At 47.2% G+C, this 17,790-nt stretch carries 13 protein-coding genes; 12 read left to right on the top strand and 1 reads right to left on the bottom strand.

The window, feature by feature from the left end; all coding sequences use genetic code 11:
- Positions 1-257 precede the first annotated feature (257 nt).
- A complete protein-coding gene (locus tag ABC765_RS04815; protein ID WP_347980861.1) occupies positions 258-1,397 on the bottom strand; it encodes a tyrosine-type recombinase/integrase in 1,140 nt (379 codons plus the stop codon).
- A gap of 239 nt (positions 1,398-1,636) precedes the next feature.
- Here ABC765_RS04815 and ABC765_RS04820 point away from each other — a divergent pair, with 239 nt between their 5' ends.
- The 12 genes from ABC765_RS04820 (at position 1,637) to ABC765_RS04875 (ending at position 17,785) form a co-directional block, all read left to right on the top strand.
- A complete protein-coding gene (locus ABC765_RS04820) occupies positions 1,637-1,942 on the top strand; it encodes a helix-turn-helix domain-containing protein (RefSeq protein WP_270360016.1) in 306 nt (101 codons plus the stop codon).
- A gap of 200 nt (positions 1,943-2,142) precedes the next feature.
- Positions 2,143-4,197 (top strand): DNA topoisomerase, encoded by a 2,055-nt coding sequence (locus ABC765_RS04825; RefSeq protein ID WP_347963517.1) that lies wholly within the window; start codon positions 2,143-2,145, stop codon positions 4,195-4,197.
- Positions 4,198-4,220: 23 nt separating this feature from the next.
- Positions 4,221-5,147 (top strand): hypothetical protein, encoded by a 927-nt coding sequence (locus tag ABC765_RS04830; RefSeq protein WP_347963518.1) that lies wholly within the window; start codon positions 4,221-4,223, stop codon positions 5,145-5,147.
- 32 nt (positions 5,148-5,179) lie between these two features.
- Positions 5,180-5,614, top strand: coding sequence for a hypothetical protein (locus ABC765_RS04835; protein WP_347963519.1), 435 nt, complete (start codon positions 5,180-5,182; stop codon positions 5,612-5,614).
- A gap of 33 nt (positions 5,615-5,647) precedes the next feature.
- Positions 5,648-7,480: an AAA family ATPase gene (locus ABC765_RS04840; RefSeq protein ID WP_376752222.1), complete on the top strand. Its 1,833-nt coding sequence runs from the start codon at positions 5,648-5,650 to the stop codon at positions 7,478-7,480.
- Complete coding sequence (locus tag ABC765_RS04845) at positions 7,473-7,796, top strand: hypothetical protein (protein WP_270360009.1); 324 nt, start codon at positions 7,473-7,475, stop codon at positions 7,794-7,796. The genes ABC765_RS04840 and ABC765_RS04845 overlap by 8 nt, the downstream gene beginning before the upstream one ends.
- Positions 7,797-7,897: 101 nt before the next feature.
- Positions 7,898-8,203 carry a hypothetical protein gene (locus ABC765_RS04850; protein WP_052088811.1) on the top strand — a complete coding sequence of 102 codons (306 nt, stop codon included), beginning with the start codon at positions 7,898-7,900 and terminating at the stop codon, positions 8,201-8,203.
- A gap of 139 nt (positions 8,204-8,342) precedes the next feature.
- The gene (locus ABC765_RS04855; RefSeq protein ID WP_347963521.1) at positions 8,343-10,784 is read left to right on the top strand and encodes a hypothetical protein; all 2,442 of its coding nucleotides are present in this window, start codon (positions 8,343-8,345) and stop codon (positions 10,782-10,784) included.
- A gap of 121 nt (positions 10,785-10,905) precedes the next feature.
- On the top strand, positions 10,906-13,908 hold the full coding sequence (locus tag ABC765_RS04860) for a VirD4-like conjugal transfer protein, CD1115 family (RefSeq protein WP_347963522.1): 3,003 nt from the start codon (positions 10,906-10,908) through the stop codon (positions 13,906-13,908).
- A complete protein-coding gene (locus tag ABC765_RS04865) occupies positions 13,908-16,616 on the top strand; it encodes a pLS20_p028 family conjugation system transmembrane protein (protein ID WP_347963523.1) in 2,709 nt (902 codons plus the stop codon). The genes ABC765_RS04860 and ABC765_RS04865 overlap by 1 nt, the downstream gene beginning before the upstream one ends.
- A gap of 139 nt (positions 16,617-16,755) precedes the next feature.
- On the top strand, positions 16,756-17,100 hold the full coding sequence (locus ABC765_RS04870; RefSeq protein ID WP_034540337.1) for a DUF5592 family protein: 345 nt from the start codon (positions 16,756-16,758) through the stop codon (positions 17,098-17,100).
- Positions 17,090-17,785, top strand: a complete 696-nt coding sequence (locus ABC765_RS04875) for a hypothetical protein (RefSeq protein WP_347963524.1) — start codon at positions 17,090-17,092, stop codon at positions 17,783-17,785. Before ABC765_RS04870 ends, ABC765_RS04875 begins: the two co-directional genes overlap by 11 nt.
- Positions 17,786-17,790 lie beyond the last annotated feature (5 nt).

The raw sequence follows: 17,790 nt of genomic DNA on the forward strand, positions 1-17,790 counted from the left end.
TCACAGCTATCACAGGGGTTGTCAACCAATCGTCGCGTTGTTGTCTGCATCAGCAGGCAATCGTTCCATGCCCAAACCAGACGAGGTGCGTTCGTCATGATTTATGTTTGCATTATATCACACTGACTTCAGAATGCCATAGTTAGGTCTCAAAATCATCAATAGCTTTTAACATTCATTTTGCAAATGCTTTAGCCTTAATATTTTCAACGATTGCAGACCTGTTAAAAAACCGTGAGAGACATTGAAGGGGAAAATCATACGTCAAGACTATTAATCAGACCGCTGTATCGTTCAGCGGCCTTTTTTGTTACATGCAGATAGATCTGGCGCGTAATGGTGGAATCCTTATGACCCAACCGCTTTGAGATCAGCTCAATTGGCACGCCTAGCTCAGCTAATTTAGAAGCGTGGGTATGGCGAAAAATATGAGTCGACAGCGGTTTGTCTAATTCCAACATTTTTTGAACAATTTTAAGCCGATTATCTATTGAAAGGGGGTGAAGAAAAGTACCGTTTTTAGTTTCAACGCTAAACAAAAGTTGATCAGGCTGCTTGCCCAAACTATAAAGGCGATAAATTTTGACTGCCTTATCTGGCAGAAGGATAGTACGGTTGCTGCTTTGGGTTTTAGGGGTGCTGCTAATCGTAAACTCGCTTTTGCGTTTGTTAAAGTACTCCAACGTACAGTCAATTTTGACAAACCACTTGCCTGCTTCTTGAAAAACTTTCTTGACTTGCAGAGCGAGGACCTCACCGATTCGCATACCGGTAAGATATTGCCACATCAAGACGTCAGCATATACTAAATTAATCGCTCTAACGGCTTCTAGGACCTGTTTGACTTCATCATCATCAAGGTACTTATCTTCAATGCTTTTCGCAGAGTTATCGCGTTTCCAATTGATTTCAAGCTGACCAATTGGGGCTGCGATATAGTCGTGCCGGTACGCATAGCGCATCAGCTGATTGATCTTAGACTTGATCTGACCAACATAAGCATTGTTGTATCCGCGCTGATAGATCATGGCTTCTATTGTGTTGGTCAGATATTTATTGGTGATTTTAGAAACTAAAATGTCAGAAGCAAAGTTTTTCAGAATACAAGCTTTGAATTTTTTCCATTGTGCAAATGTTGAAGACTTGACCGTTTGCTGATAGTAATTATCAAATTCTTCAATCAGTTCACCGAATGTAACACCTTCTTTGATCTGACCGTCCTCAAGATAATGAAGCTTCTCTTCAATCCGCTTGTTTAGGGTTTGTTGCGCCAACTTGCGCGTGGTATTGGTTTCTTTGTCCATCGTGATTGATACGCGCGTGTACTTGAGCGTCAGAGGGTTTTTGAATTGTTCGACAAACTTAACTTTGCCGGTTTTTGTGGGTTCAGTCCACATGATTGATCCTTCTTTCTATGAATTTACGGCTGCCGGGCACGCGCATAGCTAAAGGATCAATCGAAATTCTAACGATTTAATCTAATGATACTACTTTTGCCGCAACCTCGTTCCAACCTTGGAACGAGGTTAAACGAAAAGAAGGCCATTGTTGCATTGATTCAATTACCGGGTATTTTAGTTTTAGAGTGTGAATTCCCACATTCCTACTATATTTAATTTATAAAGAGGTGAACGATGTGTCAGCAACTACTGAGAATACAAGCAAGGTCAAGCTGGAACTGCCAGATGATTTGAAGCAGGCGATTTTAGAAATAGTAAAAGATGCAGCAGTCCAGGTGGTTGGATCGGCAACTCGGCGCGATGAACAAACGTGGCCAGAGTATATGAATAAGCAGCAGGCTGCAAAATACTTGAATATTTCCGTAAACACGCTGCAAAACTGGATCGCAGATGGCGATATACCGTTCGTCGTTGTTGGCAAAATGGTGCGGTTGAATCGCCACCAGCTTGATGCCTGTATGTTAAAGAAAACATTGCATTAAACAGTGACGCAAAGTCTTGCCGGGCACGCGCGTCAAAAGAAGAATCAGTAACCTCGTTCCAACCTTGGAACGAGGTTAACCAAAGGCGACGAAACAATCGTTGCCTTTTTTATATATTCTGGCGAAAGTTGAACAAAGTCTGATTTCAACTAACTTTATTAAGTACCATTGAATTAAGGGAATCTAGAAGGGAGTCCAAAATGGCAGAATACATGATTTTAACGGAAAAAAAGTCAGCAGCCGACAATTTCGCCCAAGCGCTGGGCGGCATGAGTGGCAGCTTTGACGGTCATAGCTATCAGATCGTGCATGCGCAGGGACACTTGATGGAACTGGCAGAGCCAAAAGATCAGGTATCCAATGATTTAAAAGATCGCTACAGTTCCTGGGAGCCGGAGAATATGCCTTGGAATCTGGCTGATTTCAGTTGGAAAAAGGAGCCAACGAAAGGGTCCAATATCAGAAAGCTCTTAAGCCAAATTAAAAAAGTCAGCCAATCTTCGCAAGCAATTGTGATTGCTACTGATAACGATCCGTCTGGCGAAGGGGAGCTGCTGGCCTGGGAAATTATCAATGCAATCGGCTGGGACGGCAAGGTTTATCGTGAGTATCACGACGATGAGACGCCTAAGTCAATCGTTAAGGCAATGCGCAATCTTAAGGACGTTTCGGACCAGTCGCAAGACGGCGACTACTTGAAAGCCAATGTCCGCTCTAAGTGGGACTTTGCCTCGATGCAACTAACACGACTGGCTACCAGCTACATTCGCAATGCCGGCTACTACGTCAAGGTAGTTAATCAGGGACGCTTGAAGTCAGTCATGCTGTCGATGGTCTATCAACGTGAGCAGGCAATCAAAAACTACGTCAAGAAGCCATATTTCGAGGTTAAGTTTCAAGACGATCAAGGCCATGTCTATGCTCGCAAGGTAGCCAAGGACGATGAAGAGCAGCTGGCTAAGATTCGGCATAGCGACAAAGCAATGGCGGAACAGGAGCTGCAGCAGTATCAGTCGCCGGTGCATGTTAAGCGTTTGAAAATGGAAAATAAGCGGAACATGCCCAAAACACTGCTTGATCTGGCCAAAGTCGATGCGCTGCTGAGTAAAAAAGGATATTCATCGAATCAGATCAAAAACGTCTACCAGCAACTCTACGAAGCCGGTTATGTCTCCTACCCACGAACTGAGGATAAAGTGATTACCAGTGAGCAGTTCAATGAGCTGGTGCAGAATTCAAAAGAGATTGCCCTGCTGGTAGGTGTCAACGTTAAGCTATTGACGCATACAGCGCCACGCAAGGAACTGGTCAAGGATTCTGCTACGCACGGTGCTAACCGGCCGGGATCCAAGGTACCAGCCAGCCTCGATGAATTGGGAAAGGCGCTGAAGAATAAAAATGACCTGCAATGCGCCAAGGATATCTATTGTCTGCTTGGTCGGACGGCCCTGGCAATCCTGGGCGAAGACTACCTGTATCGGGTCGTAACCGCAGTTATTGAAGAATATCCGGCCTTCGGAACGCAGTACAACGTGCCAGCCAACTACAACTACAAGCAGATCTATTGCGAGGGTGAACTGCCTAAAGCGCCAAAACCATTAGGCAAGCAAGCTAAGTCGATCGTTGCCGAGGGAGCTAATCCAAAGCCATCTAAACCAACCAAAGCCTGGCTGTTCAAACGGTTGGCTAACTACGGCAAGTATGGGATAGGTACTGGGGCTACCCAGCAGAGCACCATGGCTGAGCTGACCTCGGCCAAAAGCAACTCACACTTGCTGAAGGATACCAAAGGTGTGCTGTCACTGACGGAAACCGGCTTGATGTCGGCTGTAATTGCCCGGGGAACCATGATTGCTTCGCCGAAGGCTACAGAACAGCTTTTTCGCGGTATGGATGCCGTGGGTGCTTTTAAGCTGGAACCGCAAAAGGTACTTAATTCCATTAATACGGTCATTACGCATGATAAGCCACTGCTGCAGCAGAACATGGCATTAGTTGAGCAAACCATTGGCAAGCCGGAAAAGAAGCAATATCCAAAACGAGACAAGGTAGACGTAACCTACCAAGGAAAGCCGGTCCAGATCAATGCCAAATGGGGCGAACATACCTGGACGCAAGGGGAGCTAACAGAGCTTTCCGCAGGCAATACCATTACGTTTGACTACAAGAAGGGCCAAATTACCGGCCAACTCGGCGAACGAGAATACAAGGGCCACAAATTTATCGCTTTTGTTCCTGATTTTGACAAGGACTAAGAAAATAAGAGGAGTGAATCATTATGTTTAAAATCCGCGGACACTTTATCAAACAAGAACCATACTTCAACAACCTAATGCAGCTGACGTTCAGCACTGAATGCGGCGATCTGGATATCATGGTGTCGCAAGACGACTACCAACAGTACTTCGTAACCGATACTGAACCGAAAATGGGGTCTTACTGGAGTCTAAGACTTTTCCAAAAGAACTACGCTGATCTGGGAGGCGTCATGTTATTCAGGTTTGGAACGGCAGAACAGATCGCTGAGGCACCGGCAGCACCTGCTCCTACAGAAAAAATTGAAGAAAAACCAATGGTACCTGTATCTGCAGATAAAATCGAAGAATCCCCGGCAGCCGAATCCGAAGCAAAATCAGCAATGGCAAGTGAAGAATCACTGCCTGCTGATTCAGACGATACAGCTGCAGATGAAATGCCGGCAGCCAGTTCAAATATTGAATCAAGTGAAGCGGCTGATGCCAAAAAAGCAGACGAACCTGAAGAAATGCCAGCAGAGCAGCCGATTAAACTGGCGTCAGTTAATAAGGAAGCATCAACTACCGATACGAGTCTGATTGACGACTACGATCCTGCTAAGGAATTTCAGAATGACGACGATGATGAAGAAGATGAAGACGATGACGACTTTATCACCGATGAAGTCCAAAACGTCGATGGCTTTAACTGGGATTTTCAAGAAAAGCAACCAGATGAATCTGCTGACGTTGTAGAAGCCAAAACCGTTGGGACTGGCGATGACGTGGCAGAAAAGTTCGCTGAACACGAGGCTGAAAAAACAGCCAGCGAACAAGCAGCCGAAACTGATCCCACCGACTTGGCCGGTAAATGGTCAGAAGATGCAGCAGACGACGATGATGAATGGTCTGATGATGGTGAAGCTGATTCTGATGAAGAAGATGATGACGATAGCGAAAATCTTTGGTAAGGATCGGATCAATGTGAATGGGGGTGCAGACCATGGAGCAGAAACATTTTCAGACGCTTCGTGCACTTAACCAAAGCGGCTACACAGCTGATGTCGTCCACAAGCTGAATAAAGACTCCCGTCAGAGTGCGCAACGCTGGTCAGATAAGTCAATCATGACTGACTTGACTGCGCCGAACCGGTTGCCAATTGGCTGGCGGGAAGATGGACTAAGTACACTGACCAGGCTGCGCATTTACGAACTGCGCGATGCGATGGAGCGGGCGGGTCTGAACAGCAACTACTGGTTCGTATCTAATCAGCTGACCAAGGATACATGGGAGATCGACAACCCATTTTTAATGCGTCGCTTTGAGGTCAGCTTCTGTCAACGGAACGAAATGATTGAGTGCTACTGGTATGACACGGGTGTTAAACAGATCAAGACTTCCAATATCATTGAGGCGATCTTGCTTTCACAACCGTAGAAAGGAGGCGGTACAGTGACTGAAACACCATTGATGGATAAATACACTGATGATCTAACAGCAGCCGTAGCACTAAATCCTGATGCCTACCGGGCGATTGCCCGTGATGACGAGATTCGGCAGGTAATTTACAACCTAAATCGCCGCTCTAAAAACAATCCGATTCTGATTGGTGAGGCGGGTGTTGGTAAGACGGCCATTGTTGAGGGCCTGGCTCGGCTGATCGTCCGAAAAAAGGCCGGCCGGCAGCTTAATGACAAACGAATTCGGGTTCTACAGATTGCTGCGCTTGGGCAGACCGATACGGTAAGTAAAATGTTAGGTTTGATTCAAGAATTTCAAGCAACAAAAGGCCAGAATATCCTTTTCATTGATGAGGTTCACACTATTATGGGCGTGGATTCAACCAATGGTGCAATGGATCTGGGCGACGTCTTAAAACCGGCAATGGCGCGGGGCGATATACAGCTGATCGGATCAACAACGCTTGACGAATACGATAAGTTCATCGAACGCGATCCAGCTCTGCAGCGAAGGTTCCAGCAGGTGCTGGTCAATGAGCCGACAAGGGCAACGGCGATCAGAATTCTGCGTGGCATCAAGGGAACCTATGAGAAGTATCATCAGGTTAGATATTCTGACAAAGCCGTCGTTGGCTGCGTTGATCTATCAATTCGCTATATTGCTGACCGCTATCTGCCTGATAAGGCAATCGATCTATTGGATCAAGCCGGAGCCATTGCTGCAACGCATGGCAAAGATAAGGTCGGACTAAAAGAGATTGCCTTGGTGCTTCAGGAAATGAAGGGTATTCCAGTAACCAACGTGCTGCGCAATGATAACGTACGTCTGCGCAATATGCGGCAGAAGCTGGGCGAAACCGTCAAGGGACAGCCCGAAGCTATTAAAGCCGTGGCTGATGCGATCACGATTGCCAAGGCCGGCCTGCAGGCACCAAATAAGCCACTCAGCTCGTTTCTTTTCCTGGGTACGACGGGAACAGGCAAAACGGCATTATCAAAGGCCCTGGCCAAGGTCATGTTTGACGATGAAGAGGCAATGGTGCGGTTCGATATGTCAGAATTCAGTGAACGTTCCTCACTGGATCATTTTCAAGAACTGCTGACTGATCAAATTAAACGACAACCATATTGTATTCTGCTGTTTGATGAAATTGAAAAGGCATGTACGGCTGTGCATGATCGGCTCTTACAGGTGCTTGATGATGGTGAGCTGCGCGACAAGCGTGGGCGGTCAACCAACTTCCGCAACTCAATTATCATCATGACGACAAACCTGGGGGCGGATCTGATTGCAGATAAGGAATCCTATGAGCACGCCATTGACGAGGCTTCACTGGTCGATGAGACGCCACGGCAACGCATTCGTCGTCGGGACGCCTTCCGCAAGCAGGTACAGATGGAGCTGACCAACATTTTCCGGCCGGAGTTTGTAAACCGAATCCAGCACAAAATTGTCTTTAACATGCTGACACGCGATATCATCGAACAGATCGCCAGAAACGACTTAAAGGTCATCAATCAGCGCTTGGCCGAACACGGCTTTAAGCTGGAATTCCAACAGGATCTGATTGATTATCTGGCAGATGTCGGCACTGACGTTAAGAATGGCGCCCGGCCGTTGGAGCGCGTTATCGAACGTGATGTCACGGCGCCATTATCCATGATCATTCTGCAGTTGGAAAGCACGCCGGATAATCACTATCACACGATTCAGACCGAGGTTTCTGACCATCGGACGCAACTAGAACGTCAGCCGCTGCAGCGTCATTTGATCAATGGCCGGCAAATTGTCTTTAAGCAGCTGCTGGACACCAATTCGAAAGAAGGCACAAAAGTTGGCTAAAGCTAAATTTACGAATAAAAAAACTCTCAATGCTCAGGAACAGTATGAGCAGGCACTGGCCAAGCTGAAGGCAGCCCGCTCAAAACTAAACCGGATCAGTCAGGAAGAAGAGGCCAAGGTTGCCCAACAGATCGGTGAACGCGTTATGGAACTGTATCACCTTGAGTCCACGGACCAGGTTAGGCAGTGGCTGGCTAAACTGCCGGTAGTTATGCCACCAGAAACAAATTCTTTTGAAAATGAGACGTCGACGCCAACGGAAACTTTCCGTCCTGACGCGGGCGATTCTAAAACAGATTCAAACCAAAATTATTAGCGTGGCGAAACTTAAACTAATGAAAAAAATGTTTATTCTGGGTAAAAGATCGTTTGTAAAAACGAAATTTGTTAGAAGGGAGAACGAAAATGCCTACTTGGATGCTTAATCTCTGGGCTGGATACCAAACGCATGTGGTAAGTCCCCTGTACTTTAACGCGGACGTTGGTCAGAACACGGCCAACACGATCAAGACGATTGCTAATGACCTTAAGATCGCTGCGCTGGTTGGTATGGGTGCTTCTATCATGTGGGGCGCCGGCCTGTTTGGTATTGGTGGCGAAGAAGCTGCGCGGAAAGCAAAGAAACGCTGGATTCAAGCCAGTGTTGGTATTGTTGTCTGCATTGCCGCTTGGTTCCTGCTGAGCTGGCTGGAAGGCTACGCTAACCAAAACTTCTCAGAATAACTACTCAATAAATCTCCTAATATTATTTCACCAGTCGAATCTTCGGCTGGTTTTTTGTTTGGCGAAACTTGTCTAACTATAAAATCCGTTTAGGCTTACTCATGTATTAATTTTTAAAAATAAATAAGGAGATTTAGCGATGGGACTTTTTCATAGAAAAAATAAAAAGAAAAGCATCATGCTTGATGACAAATATACGATTCGCTTAGAGTTTGCCGATCAATTCAAACCGGAAAACAATACGCAGGTTGCCGAGGCAATTCAAAGCGCCTCTGAAACGGAAAAAAATAATGGTCTGCCAGCTTTGGATCAAACCTTGCCGTTTGCGACACTTAAGACGGCTGAGGATCTGTTTGATAATCTGCGTGACGTGGTTGCCGAAACCGCAGATCCGATCGAGTTTGACTATCTGGCTATTTGGCTGTTTGACAAAACTAAAAAAGCCAAAATGGGCAAGCCAAACTCTGAAGACGGCAATCCGCACGAATACATTACTTTGCCAGGCTTTAAACTTAACTACGACTACCAAAATCTGACTAAAGTAATTTTTGAAACGATCTTCAATCTGCCAGAAAACAGCGATGTTTCCTATGATGAAAAGATTGAGATCTGCCAAGACTTAAAGCAGGCCTATCTGGAGTCGGTGAACGTTGGTGAAAATGAAATTGCCCGCCTGCCAAAAAAGGCTGAGATTGAAAAGGGAGCTGTTACGCTTGACGTGCCAGCCTATTCAACCAGCGAACCGCCGGCGGAAGAACCCAAAAAACAGTATTATGACGCAAAAACGCATACCTTCAGCGATCATCCAATTGAAGATGATAAGCCAAGCACAACTGAAACAGTTGCTGCTGAACCGGTAAGCACGCCAGCACCGGTGCCAATTGAAAAGCCAAAGCCTGCTGCCAAGTCAGCTACACCGGCTGCTCCAGTACATGAGACGCGCTCAGCTGTCAGAGCCGTAACCGATGCGGCGGACGATGAACAAAAACTTGCCCGTGAAAAGGGGCATGTTTCGGCACCGCAGTTCGAGGTGGAAGAACTTGATCCGGTTGAACCAGGGCAGCATGGCTACGTTGAGTATCAGCTGAACCAGCGCAAGAAAACCTTTAATGCACTGCTGCAAAACAGCGCGGAAAAAATCAATGACAAAAATGAAAAAGCCATTCTTGATCTGCGCGAAAGTTATAAGACTAAGGTTGAAAAGGCCATTGCAAATTTCCGCAAGCAGCACAAAAACGATGCAGCAAATCTGCATGCTAAGATTGCCAATGAGCTGTATGCTGCAAAACAGCGCGAATTAAAAGCCGAATATGCCAAAATCGATCGGCAACGCGAAGATGATCTGGAGCAAGCTGAACGTGTCTATCACCAACAGCAAAGCAAAATCAATAGCGATTCCGAAAACAACAAACAACAGGCTGAACAGCGACTTAGCAAGCGTTACGAACAGCTAGCCAATAAGAAGTTTGATACGGAGTGGGCTGAGATCAAGCGACGGAATGACGATGCGGAAGCTAAGCTGCGTCAAGAGAAACAGCGACACTACGAATTGCAGGCTCGCGAAGATGCTGCCCAGCTGCGCGTCAATGGCTTGGATCTGCTCCAGCAGATGCTGACTGATGAAACGCAAGAATTGGACGATTATCGGACGCAAGTGACGAATGAGCATTTGAATGCTAAACAGATTGTCATTTCAGAAAATCGTTCGGAGACAGAAAAGCAGCGAATTCAAGCGCCATTTGAGGAACTGCGAGAAGCCAACAAGACGATCAGCGACTTAAAGGAACAGCTGTCTCGCACTGAAGCACTGCGGGCGACAGCGGAAAATGAAAATGCTGCGCTCAAGAGCGATAAACAGCTGCTGCAGGAGAAAAATGATTCTTTAATGAATGAAAAACTGGCAGCTGCCAAGGAACTGAGCACTAAGGATTCCGAGAATAAAAACGATGAGCTGAATTCAACGCTGTCCAACTACATTAAATTCAAGTTGGCCACCGAAATGCAGCCGCAACAACCAGCAACGCGTGTCGCTACAGTTGACTCTGCAGCAGTTGCCGCCGATGATCATCAAACGTCAAAAGGGCACGGCGAACAATACACTAAACAGATGGACGGCATGCTGCATGGAGTCAAAAGACTGGTTGTCATGTTCTTCCTGCTGCTGGTACTGATGATCTGCGGATTTAGCTACTACACTTACCGGCAGCATAAGGAAAACGCTGCTCGCGTAGAACAGATTACGCAGACGATGAACAAGAAGGTTGCTAAGGCTAAACAAGCCAACAGCAACGTTGTGCAGGAATCCTACAAGACCAGCTCAACGACCGATGAGACTCAGGCTGCCTTGAATGCCCTGCATGCAAGCAACGGTACTGAACTCGACAAGTACAAGAACGAAAAGTACTACGCCTTGGATAAGGCAATTATCAACAACGACGCTAAGGCTGCCGATGCAGCGGTTAAAGCAATGGGAACCGACTTGACCATGAACGATCGCTACCGCTCAACGCAGGCAGTATCATTGCTGAACCAAGCCGGCGATGCTGATCTGGCTAATAAGGTCAGCGATGCTAACAAGTAATATCCAATTAAGCGACTGTTGTCTTGCAGACAATGGTCGTTTTTGTTTTGATGGCGGAACTTGTCTGAACTGGAATTTAAACTAAGCTTTTGTCTGAAGTTACGAAAGGATGGTGGTGCTATTGGCCTTTAACTATGATAGGGAAAGACACCGTAAAGATGGAAAACAGGGACGCTTGATCGGACAACCAATCGTCCTGACGATAATTTGGATCTGCTGGGCGCTCTTTGTCGGCTGGCTTAACTGTTGGCTGACCGCGGGAATCCGGGCAACGATTGACTGGTTTCATTCGCCGGATAGCTATCAGTTTCTGAATGGTCAAGTCAACGCACAAGTATTTGCAATACTGAGCAACGGTTGGCAAACGGCCAACTTAGGCAATTATCAGGTCATGCGGAGCAATCCGCTGATTTTTGCAGTGATTGAACTGATCGGTGCCGGGGTAATGCTGCCGCTGGTGATCAAGACTTGGCTTAAATGGCGGCCGAATCATGGCAATCAGTATGGCAATGATCGACTAACAACGGAAGATGAGGTGCTGGTACAGTATCCGCAGATTCCAGATCGCGGCTTTGAATATGATGGCGTCGGCGGGATTCCCGTCTCGCATATTAAAGCCACGGCACCGGTTTTTCTGAAGCATCACCCGGTTGCCTGGCTGCGCTATTATTTCGCGCCGGAGGTCAGTCAGCTGGCAACGCGCTTGCCAATGCTCAAGAATGCTTTGCCATTTGTCGAACCGGCCAAAGGGTTCTACTCAATTGATCAGACAACGGTTAATTCCCTGATTGTCGGGATTACTCGTTCTGGTAAAGGTGAGACGCTGGTTATGCCGTTAGTTGATATTCTGTCACGCGGTTCGGAAAAGTGCTCTATGGTCGTTAACGATCCAAAAGGTGAACTGTACCAGATGAGCTATGAGACGCTGAGGAAGCGGGGCTACAACGTACAGGTGCTTAACCTTCAGAATACGGACTTCTCCATGAGCTATAATCCGTTGCAGCAGATAATCTCATTTGCCAAAGAAGGTTACTATGATGAAACGCAGCAGGCTGTCAATACCTTGTCGTCAAGTATCTATGTCGATCCGAATGCTAAGGATAAATTCTGGCAGAACTCATCGATCAACCTGCTGAACGCATTGATTCTGGCAGTTGTTGACTATGCTAAACGTAACGATCGCTGGGACGAGGTAACGATGGACAACGTACTGCATATGATGACGGAGCTTGGTTCTAAGCAAGTCAACGTCAATGCGAGTGGCGATATCGTACCAAGTGCAGAGGAATTGATGGCGGACAAAAGTCTCAAAATGCCTAGCGATTCATCGATTGCCGGGCAGAAAAACAAGCTGCTTGTCTACTTTGCACAAATGCAGAAACTCAACGAAAAGCACTATAGCCAGTTTCGGCAGATGGCACTGGACTCGTTTGCGCAATCAAAATTTGCCGGTGATGAGACTTCAGGTAACATTTATTCTTCGGCAATGGAAGGAATCAAGATCTATCAGCAGTCCAATATTGCCAAGCTGACCTCAAAAAATTCAGTTAATTTTGAGAGTATCGGTTTTCCACGGACGATGCGCTTTCGGCTGCCAGAACGCTACAAGTTTAAGACGGCGGTGATTGAGATTGATGATGATAGTGGCAAAAAGCTGGAGAAGCGGACGCAGATCGTTGATAAGGTTGGTATGCTCAACTACGCGATCAAGGCTAAGCTGCCAGATAATTTTACGATCAAAATTGATTTCGACTATCGCAAAAACGAACCGGACTATCGTGATGCCAAACTCGTGGTCACTGGCCGCAAGCTGTATCAGCGCAATGGTTTTACGGCGCATTCGTTTAAACGTGATCCATATACGCATCAGCCATTGCTAAAAGAGGTCAAGCTGACGATCAAGCAGAATGAGCTGGCTGGCGACGTTGCGGAAATGAAGATGGACTATTCAGAGTCGCCAGTGGCCCTGTTCCTGGTGACGCCGCCAAACAATCCATCGTACAACCAGCTGCCGGCATTTGCCGTTGATCAGATTTTCAACACGATCTACTCTACGGCGCTGGCTAACGGGCGTAAGTCTTTTACGCGAGTGCATTTCTTGCTTGATGAATTTGGGAACTTGCCGCCAATTTCGCATATGGATACTAAGGTATCGATTGGTCTGGGGCAAAACCTGCTGTTTGATATCATCGTGCAAAACCTGGAGCAACTGCAGATCAACTACTCACAGCAGCAGGCAGATACGATTGAGTCCAACTGTGCCAATCTCCTATACATTCTGACGGAATCCAAAAAGACGGCAGAAACTATTTCGGCCAAAATCGGTAAGCGGACTGTCAACGTGCAGACCAGTTCCGGCAAAATGGGCGATGTGCATGGCACCAGCTTCTCAAACCAATTCATCAGCCAGGATATCATGTCAATGAATGACCTGATGAAGCTGATGGGTGGGGAAATGGTCGTCTTGCGGTCAGTCTATCGTCAGGATCAAAAAGGCCATTCGGTTGCTGCAATGCCAATTTTTGACCATGGTCAGACGGCCATGCCATTCAGATATACGTTCCTGCGGCATGAGTTCAATGATCAAATGACCTTATCCGATATTGGCATTAAATCGCCGCATCGCTCGCTAGACTTAAAAGCGTTGCGCATCAACTACGATAACGCCTATAATCAGCTGCTTGAGCTGATGGACGATGGCCAACAGGCAACACCGGTAGATCCGTTTGGCAACGACGATTCGATGGCCAGCGATCAGCCGCATGGAGCTAAGCCTCATCTGGGCGATGAAGATTTCATGAAAGAATTTCTGCAGCCTGATGATGTTTTTGGCACGAATGATCTGGTCGATGATGACGATCAGATTTTTACAGCGGACGAACTGCAAAACCAAGAACTGCTAGATGGCACGTTTCGAGTAGTCTATACGCTGCTGGCACAAGGCTTGCCAAGCGAACGACGCATGCGCTTCTTGAAAGATACGCATGACTACTGGTCGAAGCCGGAAAACAACAGCTGGAAAAGCTTGGCTGGCCTTTTTGATGGCAAGCCAGAGTTTTTTGACAAAGCAAAGGATCAAATATTGCAACTAAAAACTGAAACTTCTGAAGGGGGGAACGCTTAATGCTGACAATGCTTAAAAGCCTGCTGCTGCAGTTGGTGCCGATCATTGCAGTCAAGGCGCCAACAGATAGTGAATTGTCGCAGGCAGTCAGCAACAGTCCAATTACGGACGGATCTAGCAGCCAAATTGTCAAATTTTACCAGGAATGGGGACCGCATCTGCATCTGACCTGGGGTATGTTTCGCAAGATGGCCGGTTGGTTTCAATCCGTGCCGGTACACTGGATTTACGATTTTAACCGCGGCTTTGAAAAAATCTTTACGGCAACCTTCAGCCTGCTGGGCTGGGACGGTACCTTGTCCAGCAAGGGATCGCCACTGCATGGACTGTACGTCGTGATGTTTTCGATTGGCTGGGCTTTACTGGGAGCAGCATTAATCGTGATTGTGCTGCAGTCGCTGGGTCACGCTGTCAAGTGGGGCAAGATCTTGCCGAACGTCTTAATGGTTGCCTTGACGCTGACGGTTCTGCCATTGATGATGCGTACGGTCAGTGGCGCCGGATCAACATCAGGTGTTGGCAACGTCGCAATCTCGGCCCGTAAGGACTTAAATAAGGCTAGCGACAAAGGCATGACTGATGATCTGGCAATTCAGCCAATTAAAAACAATATCATTGATCTAAGTACCGTTGTCCGGCACGGCTGGCAGGAAAACCCAGATCGGCTGAATATCTCTAAACTTAATACGATTAGTGATGAAAACGATGTAAGCAATTTGGATTTTGGCGATTATCTGGATAAAGATACGCTCAAAAATCTGGGCTTGGATAAGGATCCTTACAAGAACTATACGGCACCGCTCCAGTATCACTTAAATGATGAGTCTAAGCAGACTGGCGGCGGCTATATTCTAGTAAAAAACGCTACTGGTGTTGGGGCAGGCTCTAACAACGATGACGTCTATGCGCGCTATGACGTTGACTGGATGGGACTGTTGGGACAATCAATTATCTTAGGCGTCATTCTTCTGATTGCCTCAATCCGTGTGGTCAAGGATATCTTTGAGCTGACGGCCATGAATCTGGTTGCGCCGATTCTGGCGTTCCAGTCAGTGCGCAGTCCAAAAAAACTGCGCGATCTGGTTAACTCGATCGTGGGTCTGTATCTTTCTATGGTCCTGATCGTTCTGGTCCTTAAGATGTTCTTCATCTTCATTTCCGTAGCACCATCAAAGCTCCCAACTGATATGACGTGGATCACGCACGCTCTGGCCGTGATCGTGATCTACGCCGGTGCCGGCTATGCAATGCTGGCCGGGATCAGCTACTTTGAACGCGTTACTGGTGTTTCGCAGGGCTTTGCCGACGAAAGCGGGCATGCCCTGGCGGCCGGCGCGATGGGCGGTGCCATGGCTGGTATGGGTGCCAGAGCTGCTGGCTGGGGCTTCAACAAGGTTTCCAGTTTTGGCAAAAGCGCCAGCAAGGGAATCTATAGCAACAACGGTTCCAACAACTCACACAATCAGTCGCATGATTCCAGCAACAACACGGCACTGGGCAATCAATCGCAGAATAATCACGGTATCAACGATAACGATAATCTGCAGAATAACTCAGCCAACCATAACCTGAGTCAGAATCCGTCCAATAATCACAACGCAACCGGAATCAACAGCAATACTCAAAATGCTGACAATTCCAGTGAAAACAACAATTCTGGCCAGACTGACACCAGTGTCGACAACAACGCTGACAACAGCATGAACAATAATCCTTATGATGCTACTAACTATGATCAACAGGGCGACACGATCGATGGCCCGGCAACAGGAATTGGCGGCAGTGATGAGTTGGGCGAAGAAGCCGGCTATGGCAGCGATGGCCAAGGTGGTCAGGGAATTGGCGAAGTCGACGGTGAAAATATCGGAGATGCAGGCAGCGATCAAAACCTGGATGGTCAGCCGAGTGCCTATGAAGATCCAGCTGTGGACGGTGGCATTGCTGAACCTGGAATCGATGGTCAAGACGATCAGCCATTTGCTGACTCTGAAATGGGCAGCGGAATTGCCGAACCTGGAATCGATAGTCAAGACGATCAGCCATACGCTGACTCTGAAATGGGTAACGGTATTGCTGAACATGGAATCGATGGTCAAGACGATCAGCCATTTACTGACTCTGAAATGGGTAACGGTATTGCCGAACCTGGAATCGATGGTCAAGACGATCAGCCATTTACCGGCTCTGAAATGGGCAGCGGCATTGCTGAACCCGGAATTGATAGTCAAGGCAATCAGCCATTTGCTGACTCTGAAATGGGTAACGGTATTGCTGAACCTGGAATCGATGCTCAGGAAGCATATGGCCATAGCGGCAATGCTCAGCCAGGATTAGCAGATCACGGCATTAATGGCGAGGCGCCGGATAAATTTGATATGTCGGAAAAAGCGCATCAATCAGCAGAACCAACCGGAACGTTAGAGCCAACGAGAGGCGGTGGCTATGAATATGATAACGGTAATGCTGGTTATGCTAGTCAAGGAACTGCACCGTCGATTAGTGACGAAAAGGCACCGGATACGAAGACGGTAACGCACGATACGCCGCAAACGACGGTTGAAAAGCCAAGCGTAAGCGAACGAATCAATCAGGCTGGTAAGAAACTGGAGAAGTCCAGTACCAGCTATCTCTCGAGTCGACGCTTCAACATGTCCCAGCGCGGGCACGTCAGCGGACGAGAATCAGCACCGTTTGAAGATGATGAATAACCACTAAAGAGTCAGTCGTAAGGCTGGCTCTTTTTTTAACCTCGTTCCAAGGTTGGAACGAGGTTGGCGAATGTTGAGTGATTGGCACTGCTAGGTATTATTGGTTGATGAATTAATAACAAGAAAAGGAGGCCGTCATATGGATTTTGGCGTTGTTCCTGACGTCCGATCGGAAATTAAGTTTTTTACCGGTGTTTTTCTTAAGGACGTTGGATGCTTTGGAATTGTAATTGGCAGCGCCTTTCTGCTTGGCAATCTGTTTCCAGCTGAGCAGACAGTGCAGCAGACGCTGTTTATGATCACGTCAGTAATTTTGGCGATTTATCTGGATCTGCGTCCGCATACGAACCCAGGCAAGCGTAATTTTGAGGTGATCTGGATGCTGATTGTTAATCGGCAGCCAAGACTGTTTAAGTCATTCGGCTACTACGAATTTAAAACGGTAGCTCAGATGAGAGAGGAGGACCAGAACTTTGGCGATTAGAGGAACCGCAAGTGCAGATATGGCTGGTCAGCAGCGGCATGGAGCTTTTGCAGGACTTTTTGGTAAAAAACGTCAACAAGAGCAATTAGATAGCGAACACTACCGCGGATCAGAGAACGTACCCAGTGCCACGATGCTGGAATTGCTGGCCTATCGCGGCTTTACCAAGGACGCCGATCACTTTATCATGCTGCGGGAAAAAGCTGATGGTTATGCCGATATGCTGAATATTCGCGGGCAAGGCGTCGGCACGATGTCCGGCCGAGAACAGCAGCAGATCATTGACGGGTTTCATCATTTCTTACAGACCGCAGTCGATGATATGAAAATTATTATCAGTCCTTTCCCGGTCGATGCTTCTAAGCAAAAGTCATACTGGCAGAGTCGGTACGTTAAAGTGCTGAAGGCAGTGCAGCGGGAAACCGATCCACGACGCCGGCAGCAGCTGCGCACACAACTGCGCTATATCGATATCAAACAGAAACAAAACGTAGCCGTAGAAAAAAAGCTGGTATCTGAAGAGTTTATCTTGATCATTTTCGGCAAGCGAAAGCAAGAGTTGCGCAATCTACGCGATGCGGTTATCAGCTGGGGCGGCGATTCGTTGATTCTGGAACCAATGGATCTGGAACGTAAAGAAGAGACGCTGTTTCGGATCAACAACTTAAATACGCAGATTAAATAAGGGGG

Source organism: Limosilactobacillus sp. WILCCON 0051 (assembly GCF_039955095.1).
Classification (GTDB): domain Bacteria; phylum Bacillota; class Bacilli; order Lactobacillales; family Lactobacillaceae; genus Limosilactobacillus; species Limosilactobacillus allomucosae.

What these genes read in the sequence shown, in the direction of transcription:
- ABC765_RS04815 (WP_347980861.1), bottom strand. Translation starts at nt 1,397, where the DNA reads ATGTGGACTGAACCCACAAAAACCGGCAAAGTTAAGTTTGTCGAACAA.
- ABC765_RS04825 (WP_347963517.1), top strand. Translation starts at nt 2,143, where the DNA reads ATGGCAGAATACATGATTTTAACGGAAAAAAAGTCAGCAGCCGACAAT.
- ABC765_RS04830 (WP_347963518.1), top strand. Translation starts at nt 4,221, where the DNA reads ATGTTTAAAATCCGCGGACACTTTATCAAACAAGAACCATACTTCAAC.
- ABC765_RS04835 (WP_347963519.1), top strand. Translation starts at nt 5,180, where the DNA reads ATGGAGCAGAAACATTTTCAGACGCTTCGTGCACTTAACCAAAGCGGC.
- ABC765_RS04840 (WP_376752222.1), top strand. Translation starts at nt 5,648, where the DNA reads ATGGATAAATACACTGATGATCTAACAGCAGCCGTAGCACTAAATCCT.
- ABC765_RS04850 (WP_052088811.1), top strand. Translation starts at nt 7,898, where the DNA reads ATGCTTAATCTCTGGGCTGGATACCAAACGCATGTGGTAAGTCCCCTG.
- ABC765_RS04855 (WP_347963521.1), top strand. Translation starts at nt 8,343, where the DNA reads ATGGGACTTTTTCATAGAAAAAATAAAAAGAAAAGCATCATGCTTGAT.
- ABC765_RS04865 (WP_347963523.1), top strand. Translation starts at nt 13,908, where the DNA reads ATGCTGACAATGCTTAAAAGCCTGCTGCTGCAGTTGGTGCCGATCATT.
- ABC765_RS04870 (WP_034540337.1), top strand. Translation starts at nt 16,756, where the DNA reads ATGGATTTTGGCGTTGTTCCTGACGTCCGATCGGAAATTAAGTTTTTT.